Consider the following 18,205-nt stretch of genomic DNA (forward strand, 5'->3'; position numbering starts at 1 on the left):
CCGTGTAGATACGGAAACCTTTAAGGCCGCTAATTTAGCGGCCTTTTTTGTCTTCATCGGAGAGATCCAGTTCAGATGAGAGTAGTGCAAGCTGATCGGCTAACATTCCGCTTATGCAGTTGTGATCAATATATCTAGGTAAAATATTGCCTAAGTTGAGGGCTTGGTAGTCAGGGTGTTCAAACAGTACTTGTAAATACTTATTAAGGCGCTCTTCGGGCGTCGAATCACGCTTTAGCTGCTTTTTGATGTTTTGACCAAGCTTACGGATATTCTCTTTGTCTGTTTCTTTAAAATCGTCGTTATCATTGAGCTCTTCATAGAGTACATCAGCAAACCGATGATGGCTCCAACCTAATGCGTCTAAAGTATTTTGAATCTGTTTTTGCTTTTGTTTTGTAGTTGTCCCCATAGTTCCCCAACCCCTTAGTTAATATTACCTGGTCTTAGCGAAGACACATTAATAACGATATTTTTAAGGATAAAATCATGACTAAATCAAAAGCACCAATGACACCAGAAGCCGCTGCTCGCATTCAAGGTAATGCCGCAAAACAAAACGGCGGGCAAGTTCCTAAAGGCGACTTTGCTGGCCGAGCTCAACGCGCAGCTGCTCACAACCAAAAACAAGGGAAATAGGAGTTCATTATGAATAAACCAGCTTCAAGTACACCAAAAGGTGGCGTTAAGCCGAATCCAAATTACCCAAGCACGACGGGCAAACCATCGGGCGGTGGTCGCGGAAACACACCTAAGCGCTAATAATTAAAGGAGGGGTAGCATAATGCTGCCTCTCCTTTTATGAGCATCTGTTAGCGTGTTGCTTGAATGTGCGAAGAAATATAGCCTGATCTGATTTGTAGTCTGAATATGCCACATCATTTTCTGTTTTTTCTAATGCGCATAAACAAGCTTCCCGTTTACTCTCATACCAACTTACCGACACCATATTTTTGCTAGAATTCACGCAAGTATCGACAATCGCGTATTCCACTTCGAGAGGATACCTTTCTTTGTCTAACCCACTTTCAACAGCGTAACCCCCTAGGGCTCCAACCAGTAAAGCGGAGCTAGCAGAAACGAGCTTTCGCTTGCTGAACTTAAACCCTTTAAAACTCTTCTCACACTCTGAACACGATATGTTTTCTGCAAATTCAATCTCATTGTCCTTCTGGCAACGAGGGCATTCTATTTTCATTATTTAGCCAACTGTATTTATGATTATGATTTTATAAGTTCAGGCTATAGATTAATGAATCTTATATCTATGGTTTCATAGAACTAACTTCATTTTTTTTGACCTGGTTCTGTTATAATTCGCCACAAATTTCAGTTGTTTAAAAGTAGAAAACCATGTCTATCAGTTCAGTTATCAAATCCATTCAAGACATCATGCGTAAAGATGCCGGTGTCGACGGCGATGCGCAGCGCCTTGGCCAAATGTCTTGGCTACTTTTCCTTAAAGTATTCGACGCTCAAGAGGAAGAGTTAGAACTAGAACTGGACGACTACAAGTTCCCAATCCCAGAGCAATACCTATGGCGCAACTGGGCGCAAGATGCAGAAGGCATTACGGGTGATGAACTGCTTGAATTCGTTAACGACGACCTGTTCTACAAACTGAAGAACCTAACCGCGCCAGTTGATCTAAACCCCCGTGGCTTTGTTGCCAAAGAAGCATTTAGCGATGCCTTCAACTACATGAAAAACGGCACGCTACTGCGCCAAGTGATCAACAAGCTCAACGAAATAGACTTTACTGACTCTTCAGAGCGTCACTTGTTTGGTGATATCTACGAGCAAATTTTAAAAGATCTGCAAAGTGCAGGTAATGCGGGTGAGTTCTATACGCCTCGTGCTGTTACACGCTTCATCGTTAACCGCTTAGACCCTAAGCTAGGCGAAGCCATTATGGACCCTGCAACGGGTACAGGGGGCTTCCTTGCATGTTCGTTTGACCATGTGAAAGACAACTACGTGAAAACGGCAGCGGATCACCAAACACTGCAAAAGCAGATCCACGGTGTCGAAAAGAAACAACTGCCACACCTACTGTGTATCACCAACATGATGCTGCACGGCATTGAAGTACCTGTGCAAATCAAACACGGCAATACACTGAACAAACCGCTTTCAAGCTGGGACAGTAACATTAACGTGATTGCAACCAACCCTCCGTTTGGTGGCACAGAAGAAGACGGCATTGAAAAGAACTTCCCAGCCGAAATGCAAACTCGTGAAACGGCTGATTTGTTCCTACAGCTGATCATAGAAGTGTTAGACGAAGGTTCAGAAATGCAAAATGGCGGTCGAGCAGGCGTAGTACTGCCAGATGGCACATTGTTTGGTGAAGGCGTTAAAACCAAAATCAAAAAGATGCTGACCGAAGAATGTAACCTGCACACCATTGTGCGTTTACCTAATGGCGTGTTTAACCCATACACAGGCATCAAAACTAACATTCTGTTCTTCACCAAAGGTAAGCCAACCAAAGACGTATGGTTCTACGAGCACCCATACCCAGAAGGCGTGAAGAACTACAACAAGACCAAACCAATGAAGTTTGAAGAGTTCCAGCAAGAGATCGATTGGTGGGGCAATGAAGAAGACGGTTTTGCTAGCCGTGTAGAGAACAATCACGCATGGAAAGTGCCAATCGCCGACATCATTGAGCGTAACTTTAACCTAGATATTAAAAACCCTTATCAAGGTGAAGTGGTAAGTCACGATCCAAAAGAGTTATTAGAGAGCTACCAACAGCAGCAGCAAGAGATCTCACAGCTTCGTAATCAGCTGAAAGACATTCTAGGTGAAGCCCTGAATTCGTCTGTGGGCGGTGCTGAATAATGAGTGTAGAACAGACCTTTATGAATCAGTTGATCACCGACAACATCGACATTTGGACTTCAACAGTGAAAACCAAGTCCGCCTCTGGTCGTGGTAGTAGTAAAAAGCGTGAGCTTTATGGCGTGAAGAAACTGCGTGAGTTGATCTTGGAATTGGCCGTGCGCGGTAAGTTAGTGCCTCAAGACCCAACGGATGAGCCTGCATTGGTATTGCTTGAACGAATTGCGGAAGAAAAAGCGCAGTTGGTGAAAGATAAGAAGATTAAGAAACAAAAATCATTCGGAGAAGTTCGAGATGATGAAGCTTTATTCGAATTACCTTTAGGTTGGCAATGGACTCGATTATCTGAGTTATCGGAAATCGGACCTAGAAATAGCGATGTAGAAGATGAGTCTGAAGCATCATTCGTTCCTATGCCGATGATATCAACCAGCTATAAAGGTGAACATGGCTCTGAAGTGAGAAGCTGGAAAGATATTAAAAAAGGCTACACTCACTTTCGTGACGGTGATATTGCACTAGCGAAAATAACGCCTTGTTTTGAAAATAGCAAAGCAGCTGTGTTTTCTGACCTAAAAAATGGTGTAGGAACAGGAACAACAGAGCTTCACGTTGCTAGACCTATTTCAGGAGCTCTTGAACCTTTATTTGTGTTGCTATATCTGAAAGCGCCAATGTTTCTTAAAGTGGGTGAGACCCAAATGACGGGTTCCGCTGGTCAGAAGCGTGTCCCTAAAGATTTTTTTGCAGGTAACCCATTACCTTACCCTCCACTTAAAGAACAAAAACGCATTGTCGCCAAAGTCGATGAACTCATGACACTCTGCGACCAACTAGAGCAACAAACCGAAGCCAGCATTGAAGCACATCAGGTGTTGGTTACAACGCTGTTAGACACGTTAACCAACTCTGCTGATGCCGAAGAGCTAATGCAAAACTGGGCACGAATCAGCGAGCACTTCGATACCTTGTTCACCACCGAAGCGAGCATCGACCAGCTAAAACAAACCATCCTGCAACTGGCAGTCATGGGTAAGCTTGTCCCACAACACCCAAGTGATGAACCCGCGGCAAAGTTGCTTGAGCGTATTGCGGAAGAAAAAGCGCAATTAATCAAAGATAAGAAAATTAAAAAGCAGAAAGCACTGCCACCGATTGCTGATGATGAAAAGCCGTTTGAACTGCCGAATGGATGGGAGTGGTGTCGTTTTGGTGAGCTTGGATATGACTTAGGTGGTGGGACTCCATCAAAAGGTAACTCTGAATATTGGGGAGGTAGTATTCCGTGGGTATCTCCGAAAGATATGAAAAGAGATTATATCGAATCGGCGATCGATAGCGTTACAGAGAAAGCCGTATTGGAAACGACAATTAAACTTATTCCAGAAAAAAGTCTACTGATGGTAGTTAGGGGAATGATACTCGCACATTCTTTCCCTGTAGCTCTCACTAAAAAGCCAGTAGTAATTAATCAAGATATGAAAGCTCTTATTTACAATTATATTGAGCCAGAGTTTCTGCTCGTTGTAATGAAAGGAATAAAGAATGAGATGGTCGACTTGGTAGACCGTTCTTCACATGGTACTTGCAAATTGGTGTCTGACAAGTTGTGGAGTGTAGTGCTTGCAGTCCCTCCTTTAAGTCAACAAAGACAAATAGTTAAAAAAGCTAATGAACTATTGGGTATTTGCGAAAAACTTAAAGGTAGCTTAAAAGAGTCTCAAACAACACAACTACACCTTACTGATGCTATTGTTGAACAGGCTGTTTAGAGCCCGAAGGATATTTTTATGTTTAAGAGAATCAAACTTACCAATTTTAAAGCGTGGCGTGAGTCAGGAGATGTCAACCTTGCCCCAGTGACTCTTTTACTTGGTGAAAACTCAACGGGTAAATCTAGCCTGTTACAGAGCTTACTTTTGATGAAGCAAACAGCTACTTCTCCTGATAGAACGATTCACTTAAACCTCGGTGGAGATGAGGTAAATGACTATGTGGACATGGGGGCATTTGAAGATCTATTAACGAAAGATCCTGAAAACCGGAAAATCTCTATTGAAATGGATGTTGACGGAAGACAAGGGCGCAGCTTTCTAAAAATTGACTATGCTCAGGATTCCAAAAAAAGTCCGGTAATCGACCAACTCCAACTTAGTAAGGATAGTGATAATTGGTTCAGAGCTCAGCGTTCTGACAAAGGCGCTTTTAATATTTATTTGCCAAATGAGACTCGAACTAGCCTGAAAAGTAGAGAGTATTCGCCTGAGCGTGGTGTGTCATTTTCTAAAGATGCAATTTACGATTTAGGACCAATTGGAAGTGACGTAGAAGATATCAGCCTGTCGGTATTAAGAGATCTTGAAGCCGTCTCTTATTTAGGCCCTCTCAGAAGCAAGCCTAGAAGAACGTATATATGGAATAGAACTCGCCCAGGAATCATCGGAGTCGATGGTAGCGAGGCCGTTTTTGCATTGTTAGCTAGTAATAATACATCAGGCAAAAAGAGCGATGGCTTAGTTGAAGCGGTATCAAAGTGGCTCAAAAAAATGCGCATCGCCGATAGGCTTGAGGTCAAACATATTGGTGCAGGTAACTACAACATACTTGTTCATCGAGATGGTGTAGCGGCAAATCTAATTGATGTTGGTACAGGTGTGTCGCAAGTGCTTCCTGTGCTTGTATTGGCATATTTCGCACCAGAAAAGTCAACGATTATCTTAGAAGAACCTGAAATCCATTTGCATCCTCTGGCTCAGTCATTACTTGCTGAGTTATTCTTGGAAGTCAGCTTAGAACGTGATGTTCAATTTATCGTTGAGACACATTCTGAGCACTTATTCAGACGTATGCAAACTCTGGTTGCAACCCAAAAGGCGAAGCCAGATCAGTGTGCATTGTATTTTGTTGAACGAAAGAATTCAGATGCGGTGTTGAAAACATTGAGTATGGATAAATATGGGCGACTAGAAGAATGGCCTAAAAACTTTTTCGGTGATGCTACTGGTGAATTGAGAAAGCAAGCTCAAGAAACGATGCAACGAATAAAAGCAGAGCGAGCGAGACAATGAGCAGACATGTAGTTGATACCAACGTGCTTATTGTAGCCAGTGGAGAGCACCCTGAATCCCCTTTTCGCTCTGAAAATCACCCCGTTGAAGACCCTCTGGAAGCAGAAAAAGTATTTGAATGGCTAGTATTATTTGAGTTAGGAACTGACCGGATGGTGGTCGATAGTGATTGGGAAATCATTACTGAGTACTCAAATAAGCTTACGGAGCAAGATTATGGCCAACGTGTATTGTTCGAAAAAATGGCGAGAAATGAAATTGACTACGTAGGTCTTGAGTGGGTTGATGACCCTGCGGCCGTTGATAAAGCTGCTGCACTAGATGAACCATTAAAAACCGTTGTACACGATCTAGCTGATACTAAAATAGTAGCGGCATGTCTTAAAGCAAATGAAGAACAACCAGAATATACGATTGTTAATGCTTGCGACACAGATTGGTATGATTGGGAGTCTGAATTGTTAGATGCAGGTGTCAATGTTGAGCAAATTATCGATGTTTGGCTCAGAGAAAAGTGGCGTCAACATCATGGACGATGAGTTTTTCCGATTTCCTCATACTCCACACATTGCTTGGTTAGGCGATAGGGAACCTAGGGGTGATAAACTATTGCCACCATTAGAAGTGGAATCTTTTTTATCTTCAGAGCTAGTTGTTGAGGAGAAAGTCGATGGGGCTAATGTGGGTTTCTCGATTGATCAGCATGGTGAATTAAGAGCACAAAATCGAGGAGCTTGGATAGATAAAGGTGTAGGTGGTCAGTTTAAGCACCTGTGGAAATGGATAAAGCAATATGAGTATCAACTAAAATTAGCTCTTGATAGCGATCTAATACTGTTTGGTGAATGGTGTTATGCCGAGCACTCAATTGGTTACGAAAAGCTACCAAATTGGTTTATTGGATTTGATCTTTATAGTCGTTCAGCAGGTAAATTTTATTCTGTTAAAAGAAGGAATAAGGTTCTAGCGACTATAGGTATTCCCATTGTTTCACCGTTGGTTCAAGGTAGATTTAGTGTCAAAGACTTGAAATTGATGCTAGACCAACCGTCATATTATGGTGCTAATAAGATTGAAGGTATTTATTTGAGGAAAGATAAAGGGAACTGGCTTGAGAAAAGAGCTAAATTAGTTAGGGCTGACTTTACTCAAACCATTGACGAACACTGGTCTCGTAAGCCTCTGATTCCAAACAAAATCCAGTATTAAAATAGAGAGGGAGAGGTAATGGCAAATTTATTTTTTTCGTACTGTCATGTTGATGAAGAGCTACGAAATGAATTAGAAGTCCACCTTGCTATGCTAAAAAGGCAAGGGCTGATTACTACGTGGCATGATCGCCGGATTGTTGTTGGTTCTGAAATTGACCAAGATATTAGTCAAAATTTAGAAGATTCAGATGTAATTCTTCTTTTGGTGAGTGCTCACTTCTTGGCTTCAAATTATTGCTATGAAAAAGAAATGGCTAGAGCCCTAGAAAAGCACGAACTCAGGGAGGCAAAAGTGATTCCTGTCATTTTACATCCGTGTGATTGGCATCATGCACCCTTTGGAAAGCTATTGGCTACGCCCACCGATGGAAAGCCTGTAACAATGTTTGCTAATCAACAAGAAGCATTCACAATTATCGCAAAACAGATCAGAGTGGCAGTTGATGCACTAACAGTTAGTTCCACCTCTCAAGGCGTTACTAGCTCCATTAGCCCTCAAGCTCCTGCCAATTCACAAAGCGTAGCTTTACCGCGTTCGAGTAATATGCGCTTGAAACAAGAGTTTAGTGATCATGATAGAGATTGCTTTTTGGAAACAAGTTTTGACTACATAGCTCGTTATTTTGAAGGCTCTTTAGAAGAACTAGGTAATCGGAACCCGCAGATACAAGTTCGTTTTAAGCAAATTACCTCGACACGTTTTTGTGCTTATATTTATGAAAATGGCAGTCAGAAGAGCGTGTGTAATATTTGGTATGGTAGTGGGCACTTTGAGCGCAATACTATTTGTTATTCAAGTTCTGAGAATGATAACAGTATGAATGATTGGCTAAGTGTTGAAAATGATGGTCTTTCATTGTACTTAAAAGCTAGCGGAATGAATTTTTATCGAACAAGTGACACGGAAGAACAACTTACGCAGCAAGGTGCAGCAGAATACTTTTGGTCGTCTTTTCTTCATTCTCTACAGTGATCTGCTTCCATACATATTACAGTTTAAATTTGCATTAGTGGGAATATCAGCGAAACTAAAACTTAGACATTCTAAGTTTTAGTGGTGGCATGTGAAAACGGACATTCAACTTTACCCTGACGAATCGCTCGAAAGCTTCTTGTTGCGCTCATCGCAAGAGCAAGGCTACGAGCGATTTTCTCATTTCGCCGAAGATATCTGGTTCGACACCATGGATCAGCATGAGGCGATTGCTGGTGCTTTCCCCTTAGAGCTCGAACGAGTCAATATCTACCACGCTCAAACTACAAGCCAAATGCGAGTGCGGGTTCTTATCCATCTTGAGAACCAATTAAAGCTCAACAACTTTGGTGTACTGCGCTTAGCGCTATCACATTCAAAAGCTCAATTCTCTCCGCAATACAAAGCTGTTCATAGATTTGGTGTTGACTACCCTTATGCTTTTCTTCGCAAACGCTTCACGCCTATTTGCCCTCTGTGTGTTAACGAAGCACCCTACATTCGTCAGCAGTGGCAATTTATCTCTCACCAAGCTTGTGAACATCATGGCTGTAAGCTGATTCATCACTGCCCTGAGTGTAAGTCGAGGCTTGAATACCAAAGTACCGAGAGTATTAGCCAATGTGAATGTGGTTTCGAACTCCGAAACTCGCCAGTAGAAGATGCGCCAGAGGTTGAGGTATTAGTTGCTCAATGGTTGTCAGGGAATGATTCAAAACCCTTGGGATTACTAAAAGGAGAAATGACGTTATCTGAGCGCTATGGCTTTTTACTTTGGTATGTAAATCGTTATGGCAATATCGATGACTTCAGTTTCGAATCATTCATCGAATACTGCGGCTCATGGCCAACGTCATTGTGGCAAGACTTCGATGTTTTGAAAGAGAAGACAGAGCTCGTCCGAGTAAAAGATTGGAAGAAGATGTTTTTCAATGAAGCTTTTGGTGCTCTGCTTAAAGATTGCCGTCAGTTACCCAGTCGGCAGTTGAGTCACAATATCGTGCTTACTCAGGTGTTAGCGTACTTTACACTGCTGATGGCAACAGTACCTTCAAGCGCGAAAGGAAATATCGGTGATGTACTGCTCAGCCCTCTAGAAGCTTCTACATTGCTCTCTTGCACAACGGATGAAGTGTATCGGCTGTATGAGTTTGGTGAGATTAAAGCCGCGATCAGGCCGCGAATGCATACAAAGATAGCGAGTCATGAATCGGCGTTTACTTTAAGAAGTGTCATCGAAACAAAGCTGACTCGAATGAGCTCTGAAAGTGATGGTTTAAGCGTGTATCTACCTGAGTGGTAATTATGACGAAATTAAGTGACTTATTGGCAATCGAAGACGAAGCAGTAAAGCAGATTACGCTAAAGAAGATGTTCATGCCCTATACGGAAGATGTCTGTGTTGAAGGGTGTGAAAAAGAAGCGTTGACGATCTTGCTCAATCTCAGTTCAAGCCATCAATCAGATAGGTGCTTGGATTGGTTGGATGTTGCCCGAGCTAAAAGGCATTTAAAAGCGGCTGAGAACCTAAAGGCGTCCCTTGATGAAATCAAATGGTTCCACACTCATAATCTCAAGTTTCCAGACTGCCGAGTTAAAGATCAGCGGATAATTGCACAACCTCTTGCTACAACCGAGGCGTTTATCTCAAGCTCAGTATTAGAGCAAAGCTTGGGGTGGGGGCATAACTCCGCGGTGTATCGCCATACATTGTGGTTATTGAATCCTTTCCGCTGGCAATCACAGTCCGTGAGTCTTCTTTCACTTGTTCAGCAAGAAACCCCTGTTTGGGTTGAGCTGCTCAAAGAATTTGGTTTAGGTGCTAATTCACTTGCTCGCTTAAAACACACAATTGAAGAACAACTTCCTGAAAATAGTTTTCCTGACAGTGTCAGTACTTACAGCAAGCAACTACGGTTTCCATGGGGGGATGATTATGTTTCGGTGACCCCAGTGGTCAGTCATGCCATCCAAAGAGAGTTAGAAGTGAGATCGAGAAGTCGAGAAAGCAAGCTCAGCTTTGTGTCTTCATCGCTGCCAAACTCGGCAAGTATCGGGAATCTGTGTGGCAGTTTAGGTGGGTATATGAAAGTCCTAAATTACCCGCTAGACGTCAAACCAGCGCAGGGTGGGACGTTAACTGAAAGTCGCAAAAAGAGTGGCCGCTACTTTGATGACTATCAGGTAAATAACGCCAAAATTTGTCAGGTGTTAAATCACTTAATTGGATCAGAACCATCAAAAACACAGAAGCAAAGGGAGAGCGCTCGTAAGGTTAGAAGTAAGATATTGCGAAAGCAGATAGCCCTGTGGATGCTGCCATTAATTGAGTTAAGAGATATTGTTGATGCTGACCCTAATCAACAGCAATTGGAACATGATGACACTTTGGCTCAAGCCTTTTTGGCGCTACCAGAATCAGACCTAGGCTCCTTAGCTAGTGAGTTTAACCGTCGCTTACATCTCGCGTTTCAAAATAATAAGTTTGCCGCAAAGTTTGCTTATCACCCTAAGCTAATGCAGGTCGTCAAAGCCCAAATCGTATGGATACTTGAACAGCTCAGTAAACCAAATGGCAATGAAGATAAGGTAACGGGTGAGCAGTATATCTATTTGTCATCAATGAGAGTGCAAGATGCGGTCGCAATGAGTAGCCCATATCTGTGTGGTGCTCCTTCTTTGGCGGCTATTTGGGGGTTCATGCACCATTACCAAAGAGAGTTTAATAAGCTAGCTAATTGTGATTCCCTGTTTGAGTTTTCGAGTTTCTCTTTTTATGTTCGAAGTGAGAACATTCAACCGACGGCCAAGCTTACCGAACCCAACTTAGTCGCTAAAGCACGAACGGTTTCTAACGCGAAGCGACCAACTATTCGTAGTGAACGATTGGCAGACCTAGAAATAGACCTAGTTATCAGAGTCCATAGTGACAGCCGAATTTCAGATTTTAAGTCCGCACTTAAAACGGCACTTCCCGTTGCTTTCGCCGGAGGGGCATTATACCAACCACAGCTATCGACGCAGATTGAGTGGCTTAAGACATTTACCAGCAGGAGTGAGCTTTTCCATGTCTTAAAAGGGTTACCAGCATACGGGCGATGGTTATATCCAAGTGAAAAACAGCCGAGTGATTTTGATGAGCTAGAAAGTTTAATCACTAAAGACGCTGATAACTTACCAGTTTCTATTGGCTACCATTTGTTAGAACGTCCAACTAAACGGTGCAACTCAATCACTGGTTGTCACGCTTATGCAGAGAATGCGATGGGACTTGCTCAGCGAGTTAACCCCATAGAAGTACGTTTTAGTGGAAGAGATCACTTTTTAAACCACGCCTTTTGGTCGATAGAATGCAGTAGCGAAACTATTCTTATAAAAAACTATAGGGATTAATCGTTTATGGAACTTTGCACTCAGCTGAACTACGTTCGATCACTCTCTGCTGGCAAAGCATATTTCTACCATCTTTCGAAAAGTGGTGAGATGTGTCCCCTTGAAATTGATAGAACTAGGTTGCGCGCACCAAAAGGTGGTTATGCAGAAGCGTATAAAGGGGGCAAGTTCGTAGCAAAGAATGTTGCTCCACAAGATTTAGCTCACTCCAATCCTCAGTTCATCGAAGAGTGTTATGTCAAACCTGGGATTGATGATATCTACTGTGCATTCCCGCTTCGAATTCGAGCCAATTCTCTAACCCCAGATATCTGTAGTGACGATGAAGTGCGCAGTAAGCTTTCGTTACTGGCTAATACTTATAAAGAGCTCAATGGCTATCAGGAGTTAGCTCATCGATACGCGAAGAATATACTGCTTGGCCGTTGGCTTTGGAGAAACAGGGAGTGTCGAAAATTGTCGATAGAAGTGACCACCAGTGATTCACAAACCTTGATTATAGAAAACGCAACAAGGCTTTCTTGGTATGGTCATTGGGATGAGGCTTCAGCAGAATGCCTAGAAAAGCTCACAGCCTATTTGATGCGAGCGCTATCTGACCCAACCGAATATTTCTACATGGATGTCAAAGCTAAAATTGGAGTTGGTTGGGGAGATGAGGTTTACCCAAGCCAAGAGTTTTTAGATAGCCGAGAAGATGGTGTTCCGACTAAGCAGTTAGCTACCGTCGAACTATTGAACGGAAAGGAAACCGTTGCGTTTCATGGTCAAAAAGTTGGAGCCGCGTTGCAATCGATTGACGATTGGTGGCATGAAAACGCAGATAAACCATTAAGAGTGAACGAATATGGGGCAGATCGAGAATACGTTATAGCAAGGCGACATGTTGTGCATGGAAACGATTTCTACCAACTGCTCAGAAATACAGAGAACTGGATTGAAAGTATGACAGCGTCTCAAACCATCCCAAATGATGTGCACTTCATCATGTCTGTCTTGATCAAAGGCGGCCTCTTTAATTGTTCCAAAGCGAAGTAAGGGATAGATATGACTAAGCGTTACTATTTCTTAATAAGTTACATACCTGCACAAGCCGACAATGAGCTATTAGCAGGGCGTTGTATATCCCAAATGCACCTGTTTATGGTCAATAACCAACAAGCAATGAATAGGATTGGCGTGATCTTTCCTGATTGGAATGAATCTACAGTTGGCCAAACCATTGCCTTTGTTGCTGAAGATAAAGAGGCGATGATTGGGCTCTCTTTTCAGCCTTATTTTTCTTTGATGATAAATGAGGGTTTATTTGAGGTATCTAGTGTTTGTGAGGTGCCAGACACTGCGGTAGAGGTGAGGTTTGTCCGTAACCAAACGATTGGAAAAAACTTTTTGGGTTCTAAGAAACGCCGAATCAAGCGTAGCATGGCGAGAGCCGAACTATCTGGTGTTGAACCATCATTACCAGAAACTAACGAAGATCGTGTAATAGATAGTTTTCATCGAATTCCCGTTTCTAGTGGCTCATCAGCGCAAAATTATATTTTATTTATCCAAAAGGAGTTTCATGGTGAGTGTGTTGCCGCAAATTTTAATAGTTATGGTTTAGCCACCAATCAAGAAAGAAGAGGAACAGTTCCCGACTTACGCTTTTAACCTTTTTTTGTAAGCCCTTTTCCAGAGAAGTAAATACAAGGACTTACAGAACTAAGAAGAAAAAGGGTATTTTGGTGAATTGTGACTTAAAGCACGCGGAGTCAGATGGTTAGAGACTATATTCTAAAGTGTCCTGCCGCATAGGCAGCTAATAATTTATGACGGTTTGCAAAGAGACAAAAGTAATCGTATCCTGCCGCATAGGCAGCTAAGAATAGGCCAGGAAGAAAGCAACCAACCTGCTGAACAAGCAGCTAATAATCAAACCATCATGTTTAGGCTTGATGGTTTTTTGTTTTGTGGGGTTAGTTTGGCACAAGGCTGTGAATGAATGCTGCGTATTCCTGATGGTGGGAGCCGTGGTGATTGTCATAAGAAGGCTTTGTTAGAACCCCTTTGCCTTCAGTAATATAGCTGCGTATTACTTTGCGTGGTTCGGATTCGCGCCAGGTGATATTGAATGCGGCAAAAGTAGGGAAAAAACAGATGTCAGAGTAATCAGGAATATTGTCATGAATCCACCACGCCAGCGCTTGCCAGTGGCCTGTTTCGTCATAATAAGGAATAAAAGAATTCACTACGATACAAGTTGTAGCCCCTAATAGGCCATCTTTATCCCTGTAATCCCAAATATGACCACCATAGTTTTTATCATTTGATGCGCAATTATACTTCTTTTCATTTCCTACGTTATTAACTAGTGGTGAACGATAGCCAGAACGAATGCTGATCCTGCCAAATTTATTACTTATTGGTTCTAGTATCTTCTGGCAAAGGTTTCTACCCGATTCAAGAGCTATGTCAGGATAATCCGGAACATTGGTTAGCTGCTCAATTTGTGCTATTTCAGAGTGAAGAAAGTCCCTCATAAAAAAGGAAGGAGATAGGCGCACGCGCCCGAGTTTTTCTAGGTTGGCTACCGTAGTCGGAGTTTTCATACTTGAACCTTTTTAACCTGTCCTGTTTTCTAGTGAAAGATCTTGTTTTCATACTCTCGTACATGAACTTCAACAACACTCCAAATGCGCACACTTTCACCCTTAACATCAAATACTTTCGCATGATTGTGTGGGGCGATACTTTTCATTTGATTGAAGTTGGGTAGGAAAGTTTTCATGTCTAGAAGTTGGTTCTGAAGCATCGTGATAGTTATAGGAGAGTAGCCTTTACGCTCTAGGGTTAAATAAGCATTAAGGATGCGACTATTGATTTGGTCTTGATGCAAAGCCCAGCGTTCCAGTCGGTGTCTCACTTTATCTTTTTCATCGAGATATTCTTCGGACAATGTTTTAGGTGCCTGAGCATGCAGGGTTTCAATATTAGTTTTGATTGGCTGTACCGCAGGCTCTTTTGGATGGGGAGTAGCTTTTACAATCCACTTCCTAACCCAAGTAATGAGTGTTTTTAACATGGTAGGAATCCCAACTTTCTGACTGTTATAAAGATAGTTGGGATCTTTTAATTTGTCTGTCTAATGACGCCTTTTCACCAGTATTAGAATTGACGAAATTATGAACTTTGTTTATCTTTATATGAACACGACTGACTCACTCACGATACGTGAACTCTAGTATAAGTAGTCAAGGCAACCAAACGGTAGAAGACTAGGGGCAGCTCCCATTGCTAGTTGATGAGACCTCAATAGAGCCATTGTGAATCCTAATTGAAGCGCTCCCAAAAGGGAGGCTTCGCTGGCTGTCTTGTGCTAAAAAGACACTCAGCATGTAATTAGGATATTACTATGCCTGTAAAAACACTCCATACTTCCTCTGAAGCAAAGAAATACTACAAAAGTATCTCCTACGAAACATTATTGGCTAGTTGGCTATTACAAGACGGCTGGGAAGTCTTTATGCCGATGATCGATCATGGAATGAAGACTGATGTACTGGTTTCTGATGGGAATAAGTTCTATCGAATTCAAGTGAAATCGGTAGAGTGCTTTGATGAAAACACCGTTGTTACTGACCAATGGCAGAATACACAGATTGATTATGTAATATATTTCTCAAGATGTTCAAATTGGGGATATATTGCGCCGCCCTTTAAGGGAAAGAGGAGGGTTAATCACCCCGAGCATGTAAGATTTCACCAACACCCCAAAAACTTCTTAAAAGCTTTTGGTCGAGCTTAGTAAACTCTATTCAGGGTGAAAACCGTGACGAGCTTTGTCGGCACTATTGTACTGACTCGTCTCTGCTCCTTTCAAAGTTAGCCGACTTATCAGATACTTTTTACGGGCGAGTATTTGACCTATTTTTTCGGCCCTTCTCCGCTTTGTTGAGTCATAACGCAATAATTCTGACTTCTACCATACTGACTAATAACCCTTTTTTAGTCAGCATGGATGGATCCTATTTTGACCCAGTTACTTTCTCAGCTTTTACATATCCAGGGGCAGGCAATCCAGTCGATTAAGGTCGATGAATCCACTCAAACTGTTGACGTTTACTGTCGTCGAGACAGACGATTTAAAGTGACTGACCCAAAATCTAACCAAGCTTGCACCGTCAATACTTACGTTTCTCGAGCTATTTATGACTTGCCGATAAGTGGCCGGTGTTGTCGAATTCATATTGAGCTTGCGCAGGTCCGTACAACCGAAGGTGAGCGACGTATTGAAGAGTGTGACTTTGTTGAAAAAGGCGTACGTTATTCCAAACGATTCTGTGAACAAATTAGTGGTTTGTGCCGTCATATGCCCATCAGTGTGATTGCGAGACACTATGGACTTCGCTGGGAAACAATTAAGAATATTGACAAGGCGTCGCTGCATCGAGCGTTGCCACCCTCTGAGCCGTCCAAACTCCGTGGATTAAAACGGATTGGCGTTGATGAAGTCGCAAAAGCCAAAGGGCACGACTATATGACAGTGGTGTATGACATGGATAACGGCCAATTGATTTGGGTCGAGCATGGTCGTACACACCGCGTTCTTGAAGCCTTTCTCACACAACTTACCGAACAAACTGCCCAAGGGATTCAGGCCGTTGCAATGGATATGGGGAAGGCTTATCAAAAAGCCGTCAGAGAAAATCTGCCGAATGCTGACATCGTTTTTGACCGATTCCATGTCGTCCAACAATATAGCCAACTCATTCGACGAGAGCGTTCGTATGAGTTCAAAAAAGCGCTCTGTAGAGAAGATAAAACGCTGATTAAAGGCTCGCTTTACCTTCTATTGAAGAATCCAGAAAGGCTGTCTGAAAACCAAACGGACAAACTGAAAATGTTACTCAAAGCCAATCGCCGTCTGAGTGAAATCTACGTTCTTAAAGAGCAGCTAAAAAGTATCTGGCGAGCGGAAACCTATCGACAAATGACTTATCGTTTAGACGCTTGGTGTCAGTTAGCCAATGCCACAAGAATAATGAGCGTGCAAGGTTTTGTATCCATGCTTCAAGACCATAAAGAAGGCATCTGTAACTTTGCAAAGTATGACCGATTAACCAGCGCCATAATCGAAGCTGGCAATGTATCAATAGGATTGTTGCGCAGAAGAGCACGAGGGATCAGAGATACCGAATACTTCAAACTGAAGATCAAACAGCTTTCAGTACCTGAGGTGAATTCAATGTTATACCCTTCTGTCAAGCTCATCTAAGCGGAGAAGAGCCCTTAATCTAATCAAAACGCTATGTTCTCTTCAGTTTAAAATAATCAGCAACTGGAAGGAACATAGCGTTTTTGATAGGTGCTTTAGTAGCATTTGTTGGCATCGAGAAGAGTTGGGTTTTCTCTTGTTTGATCATTCCACTGATAACGAGCGGTATAGCAAATCGAGTTCCCTTTGTCTTCTACTTTGCCATCGGAGATGTAATCTGCTCCTACCTTGCCAATGATTACGGAAGTAACAGTAAACTGGCCTCGGTTGATGGCTCTTAGCTGGTCGGTTTGTTCAATCCATTTTTGATTGTGCGCCAAGTAACTGAGAGCCATATCCGAGTTTACCGTTTTCAGTTTTTCACTACTGATATAACTCGAGTAGGTGAAGTAGCTGGCAGCAAAGGTGATGCATATAAAACCGATGGTTACTTTGCTCATGATTAGCCAAAGATGTAAGCGACTGTTAGAGCCGACTGGTTGTTTTGATTAATTAAGCAAACAAGAGTTGGGTTTAGAACTTCTTCATCACCGGCTTGCTCGAGCTTCCATTCTTCAATCGCTACTGGTACAGCAACTTCTTTAATCCAGCGGAACATACTCAGTGGTCCACCTTTAATTGCATAGCCTGCCGATTTCTCTACGAAGGTACTCCACAGTGTTAACAGCTTCGAACCCTCCAAAGCGTTGTCATACATGTAGTAGTAGGTATTTGAAACCTCTTCATTATACTGATAGCCAGATGGTGGAGTGAACACTGTACAGTTATTACCGTAGATGCTGCGATTGCCGACTACACGGAATCGAGCCATGAGCTCCAAAAAAGACTCTTCGGTTTCGACAGGAGTAGGTTCTTCTGAGCGGCCAAGTTCGTTGTATTTGTTTGCAACCAACTCAAAAATTTCTCCTTCACCGCAGCTCATCACCTCTTCAATTGTGAGATTCGTTAAACCAAATGCTTTTGTCATATGGTCAAAGGATTGTTGTTTAAGTTTGGCTTCCATAGCTTCAAAAATTTCCGGAGTAACCAGAGCTTTATCACGAATATGTACGATATTCATAAATCACCTTTGTATCATTTATTAAGTCAGTAGTTATTTTGTGATTATAAGTACGATTGATAAGCAACTAGATGATATGCATCAATAATTGCAACCAAACCGATCTGTCATTTATCGAAATTGTATTCTTAATCGTTGGCGCTTTCTTTTTTTACTGCGACAATACCGCTTGTGTCCTTACCTCAAGTATGGATATAGCTTACAACCCAAGCGCTGGTCTGTACGAGTGAAGTTGAACACTTCATTAAGTGGCTTTCCCATACCAAAAGTTATCCGTAACTTTCTAATTTAAGTTATTGCTCTAAGAAGGTTATGTCCAAAAGTGTGTTACACACATACTCACTATGCCTGTGATCACCAAGGGATTCTGTCGTACCTTAATTACCAAGCGACTTT

At 42.3% G+C, this 18,205-nt stretch carries 19 protein-coding genes; 13 read left to right on the top strand and 6 right to left on the bottom strand.

Annotation, left to right across the window (positions count from 1 at the left end; translation table 11 throughout):
* Positions 1-34: 34 nt before the first annotated feature.
* Positions 35-412: a hypothetical protein gene (locus WR49_RS19115; RefSeq protein ID WP_046225068.1), complete on the bottom strand. Its 378-nt coding sequence runs from the start codon at positions 410-412 to the stop codon at positions 35-37.
* 77 nt (positions 413-489) lie between these two features.
* Between WR49_RS19115 and WR49_RS21215 the strand changes: the two genes are divergently transcribed.
* On the top strand, positions 490-639 hold the full coding sequence (locus WR49_RS21215; protein WP_008220701.1) for a hypothetical protein: 150 nt from the start codon (positions 490-492) through the stop codon (positions 637-639).
* A gap of 160 nt (positions 640-799) precedes the next feature.
* Here the strand turns inward: WR49_RS21215 and WR49_RS21755 are convergent, their stop codons facing one another.
* Positions 800-1,198 (bottom strand): hypothetical protein, encoded by a 399-nt coding sequence (locus WR49_RS21755; RefSeq protein ID WP_046225069.1) that lies wholly within the window; start codon positions 1,196-1,198, stop codon positions 800-802.
* Positions 1,199-1,353: 155 nt separating this feature from the next.
* Between WR49_RS21755 and WR49_RS19125 the strand changes: the two genes are divergently transcribed.
* The 10 genes from WR49_RS19125 (at position 1,354) to cas6f (ending at position 13,145) form a co-directional block, all read left to right on the top strand.
* Positions 1,354-2,847, top strand: a complete 1,494-nt coding sequence (locus WR49_RS19125) for an N-6 DNA methylase (RefSeq protein ID WP_046225070.1) — start codon at positions 1,354-1,356, stop codon at positions 2,845-2,847.
* Positions 2,847-4,619 carry a restriction endonuclease subunit S gene (locus tag WR49_RS19130; protein WP_046225071.1) on the top strand — a complete coding sequence of 591 codons (1,773 nt, stop codon included), beginning with the start codon at positions 2,847-2,849 and terminating at the stop codon, positions 4,617-4,619. Before WR49_RS19125 ends, WR49_RS19130 begins: the two co-directional genes overlap by 1 nt.
* An 18-nt stretch (positions 4,620-4,637) precedes the next feature.
* A complete protein-coding gene (locus WR49_RS19135) occupies positions 4,638-5,915 on the top strand; it encodes a DUF3696 domain-containing protein (RefSeq protein WP_046225072.1) in 1,278 nt (425 codons plus the stop codon).
* Complete coding sequence (locus WR49_RS19140) at positions 5,912-6,454, top strand: hypothetical protein (protein WP_046225073.1); 543 nt, start codon at positions 5,912-5,914, stop codon at positions 6,452-6,454. Before WR49_RS19135 ends, WR49_RS19140 begins: the two co-directional genes overlap by 4 nt.
* Entirely contained in the window at positions 6,393-7,124 is a 732-nt protein-coding gene (locus tag WR49_RS19145) for an RNA ligase family protein (RefSeq protein ID WP_231574726.1), read from the top strand. The genes WR49_RS19140 and WR49_RS19145 overlap by 62 nt, the downstream gene beginning before the upstream one ends.
* An 18-nt stretch (positions 7,125-7,142) precedes the next feature.
* Complete coding sequence (locus WR49_RS19150; protein ID WP_046225075.1) at positions 7,143-8,099, top strand: toll/interleukin-1 receptor domain-containing protein; 957 nt, start codon at positions 7,143-7,145, stop codon at positions 8,097-8,099.
* A gap of 91 nt (positions 8,100-8,190) precedes the next feature.
* The gene (locus WR49_RS19155) at positions 8,191-9,402 is read left to right on the top strand and encodes a TniQ family protein (protein WP_046225076.1); all 1,212 of its coding nucleotides are present in this window, start codon (positions 8,191-8,193) and stop codon (positions 9,400-9,402) included.
* Positions 9,403-9,404: 2 nt separating this feature from the next.
* Complete coding sequence (locus WR49_RS19160) at positions 9,405-11,492, top strand: type I-F CRISPR-associated protein Csy2 (protein ID WP_046225077.1); 2,088 nt, start codon at positions 9,405-9,407, stop codon at positions 11,490-11,492.
* A gap of 6 nt (positions 11,493-11,498) precedes the next feature.
* A complete protein-coding gene (gene csy3 / locus WR49_RS19165; RefSeq protein WP_046225078.1) occupies positions 11,499-12,530 on the top strand; it encodes a type I-F CRISPR-associated protein Csy3 in 1,032 nt (343 codons plus the stop codon).
* 9 nt (positions 12,531-12,539) lie between these two features.
* A complete protein-coding gene (cas6f, locus tag WR49_RS19170; RefSeq protein WP_046225079.1) occupies positions 12,540-13,145 on the top strand; it encodes a type I-F CRISPR-associated endoribonuclease Cas6/Csy4 in 606 nt (201 codons plus the stop codon).
* 305 nt (positions 13,146-13,450) lie between these two features.
* Here the strand turns inward: cas6f and WR49_RS19175 are convergent, their stop codons facing one another.
* Both WR49_RS19175 and WR49_RS19180 read right to left on the bottom strand, forming a co-directional pair.
* The gene (locus WR49_RS19175) at positions 13,451-14,083 is read right to left on the bottom strand and encodes a peptidase M15 (protein WP_046225080.1); all 633 of its coding nucleotides are present in this window, start codon (positions 14,081-14,083) and stop codon (positions 13,451-13,453) included.
* Between the two features lie 29 nt (positions 14,084-14,112).
* Complete coding sequence (locus WR49_RS19180; protein WP_052715045.1) at positions 14,113-14,556, bottom strand: hypothetical protein; 444 nt, start codon at positions 14,554-14,556, stop codon at positions 14,113-14,115.
* A 330-nt stretch (positions 14,557-14,886) separates the two neighbouring features.
* Between WR49_RS19180 and WR49_RS19185 the strand changes: the two genes are divergently transcribed.
* Both WR49_RS19185 and WR49_RS19190 read left to right on the top strand, forming a co-directional pair.
* Complete coding sequence (locus WR49_RS19185) at positions 14,887-15,279, top strand: hypothetical protein (RefSeq protein WP_046225081.1); 393 nt, start codon at positions 14,887-14,889, stop codon at positions 15,277-15,279.
* Positions 15,280-15,504: 225 nt separating this feature from the next.
* Positions 15,505-16,749: an ISL3 family transposase gene (locus tag WR49_RS19190; RefSeq protein WP_231574727.1), complete on the top strand. Its 1,245-nt coding sequence runs from the start codon at positions 15,505-15,507 to the stop codon at positions 16,747-16,749.
* Positions 16,750-16,844: 95 nt separating this feature from the next.
* On the opposite strand, the gene WR49_RS19195 is transcribed toward WR49_RS19190, so the two are convergent.
* Together WR49_RS19195 and WR49_RS19200 are read right to left on the bottom strand one after the other, a co-directional pair.
* A complete protein-coding gene (locus WR49_RS19195; protein WP_016788068.1) occupies positions 16,845-17,189 on the bottom strand; it encodes a hypothetical protein in 345 nt (114 codons plus the stop codon).
* Between the two features lie 2 nt (positions 17,190-17,191).
* Positions 17,192-17,809 (bottom strand): hypothetical protein, encoded by a 618-nt coding sequence (locus WR49_RS19200; RefSeq protein WP_046225082.1) that lies wholly within the window; start codon positions 17,807-17,809, stop codon positions 17,192-17,194.
* Positions 17,810-18,205 lie beyond the last annotated feature (396 nt).

The organism is Vibrio sp. ECSMB14106 (assembly GCF_000972265.1).
GTDB lineage: Bacteria > Pseudomonadota > Gammaproteobacteria > Enterobacterales > Vibrionaceae > Vibrio > Vibrio kanaloae.

What these genes read in the sequence shown, in the direction of transcription:
- WR49_RS19135 (WP_046225072.1), top strand. Translation starts at nt 4,638, where the DNA reads ATGTTTAAGAGAATCAAACTTACCAATTTTAAAGCGTGGCGTGAGTCA.
- WR49_RS19180 (WP_052715045.1), bottom strand. Translation starts at nt 14,556, where the DNA reads ATGTTAAAAACACTCATTACTTGGGTTAGGAAGTGGATTGTAAAAGCT.
- WR49_RS19130 (WP_046225071.1), top strand. Translation starts at nt 2,847, where the DNA reads ATGAGTGTAGAACAGACCTTTATGAATCAGTTGATCACCGACAACATC.
- WR49_RS19185 (WP_046225081.1), top strand. Translation starts at nt 14,887, where the DNA reads ATGCCTGTAAAAACACTCCATACTTCCTCTGAAGCAAAGAAATACTAC.
- WR49_RS19195 (WP_016788068.1), bottom strand. Translation starts at nt 17,189, where the DNA reads ATGAGCAAAGTAACCATCGGTTTTATATGCATCACCTTTGCTGCCAGC.
- WR49_RS19125 (WP_046225070.1), top strand. Translation starts at nt 1,354, where the DNA reads ATGTCTATCAGTTCAGTTATCAAATCCATTCAAGACATCATGCGTAAA.
- WR49_RS19140 (WP_046225073.1), top strand. Translation starts at nt 5,912, where the DNA reads ATGAGCAGACATGTAGTTGATACCAACGTGCTTATTGTAGCCAGTGGA.
- cas6f (WP_046225079.1), top strand. Translation starts at nt 12,540, where the DNA reads ATGACTAAGCGTTACTATTTCTTAATAAGTTACATACCTGCACAAGCC.
- WR49_RS19115 (WP_046225068.1), bottom strand. Translation starts at nt 412, where the DNA reads ATGGGGACAACTACAAAACAAAAGCAAAAACAGATTCAAAATACTTTA.
- WR49_RS19200 (WP_046225082.1), bottom strand. Translation starts at nt 17,809, where the DNA reads ATGAATATCGTACATATTCGTGATAAAGCTCTGGTTACTCCGGAAATT.
- WR49_RS19145 (WP_231574726.1), top strand. Translation starts at nt 6,393, where the DNA reads ATGTTGAGCAAATTATCGATGTTTGGCTCAGAGAAAAGTGGCGTCAAC.
- WR49_RS21215 (WP_008220701.1), top strand. Translation starts at nt 490, where the DNA reads ATGACTAAATCAAAAGCACCAATGACACCAGAAGCCGCTGCTCGCATT.
- WR49_RS19160 (WP_046225077.1), top strand. Translation starts at nt 9,405, where the DNA reads ATGACGAAATTAAGTGACTTATTGGCAATCGAAGACGAAGCAGTAAAG.
- csy3 (WP_046225078.1), top strand. Translation starts at nt 11,499, where the DNA reads ATGGAACTTTGCACTCAGCTGAACTACGTTCGATCACTCTCTGCTGGC.
- WR49_RS21755 (WP_046225069.1), bottom strand. Translation starts at nt 1,198, where the DNA reads ATGAAAATAGAATGCCCTCGTTGCCAGAAGGACAATGAGATTGAATTT.
- WR49_RS19175 (WP_046225080.1), bottom strand. Translation starts at nt 14,083, where the DNA reads ATGAAAACTCCGACTACGGTAGCCAACCTAGAAAAACTCGGGCGCGTG.
- WR49_RS19150 (WP_046225075.1), top strand. Translation starts at nt 7,143, where the DNA reads ATGGCAAATTTATTTTTTTCGTACTGTCATGTTGATGAAGAGCTACGA.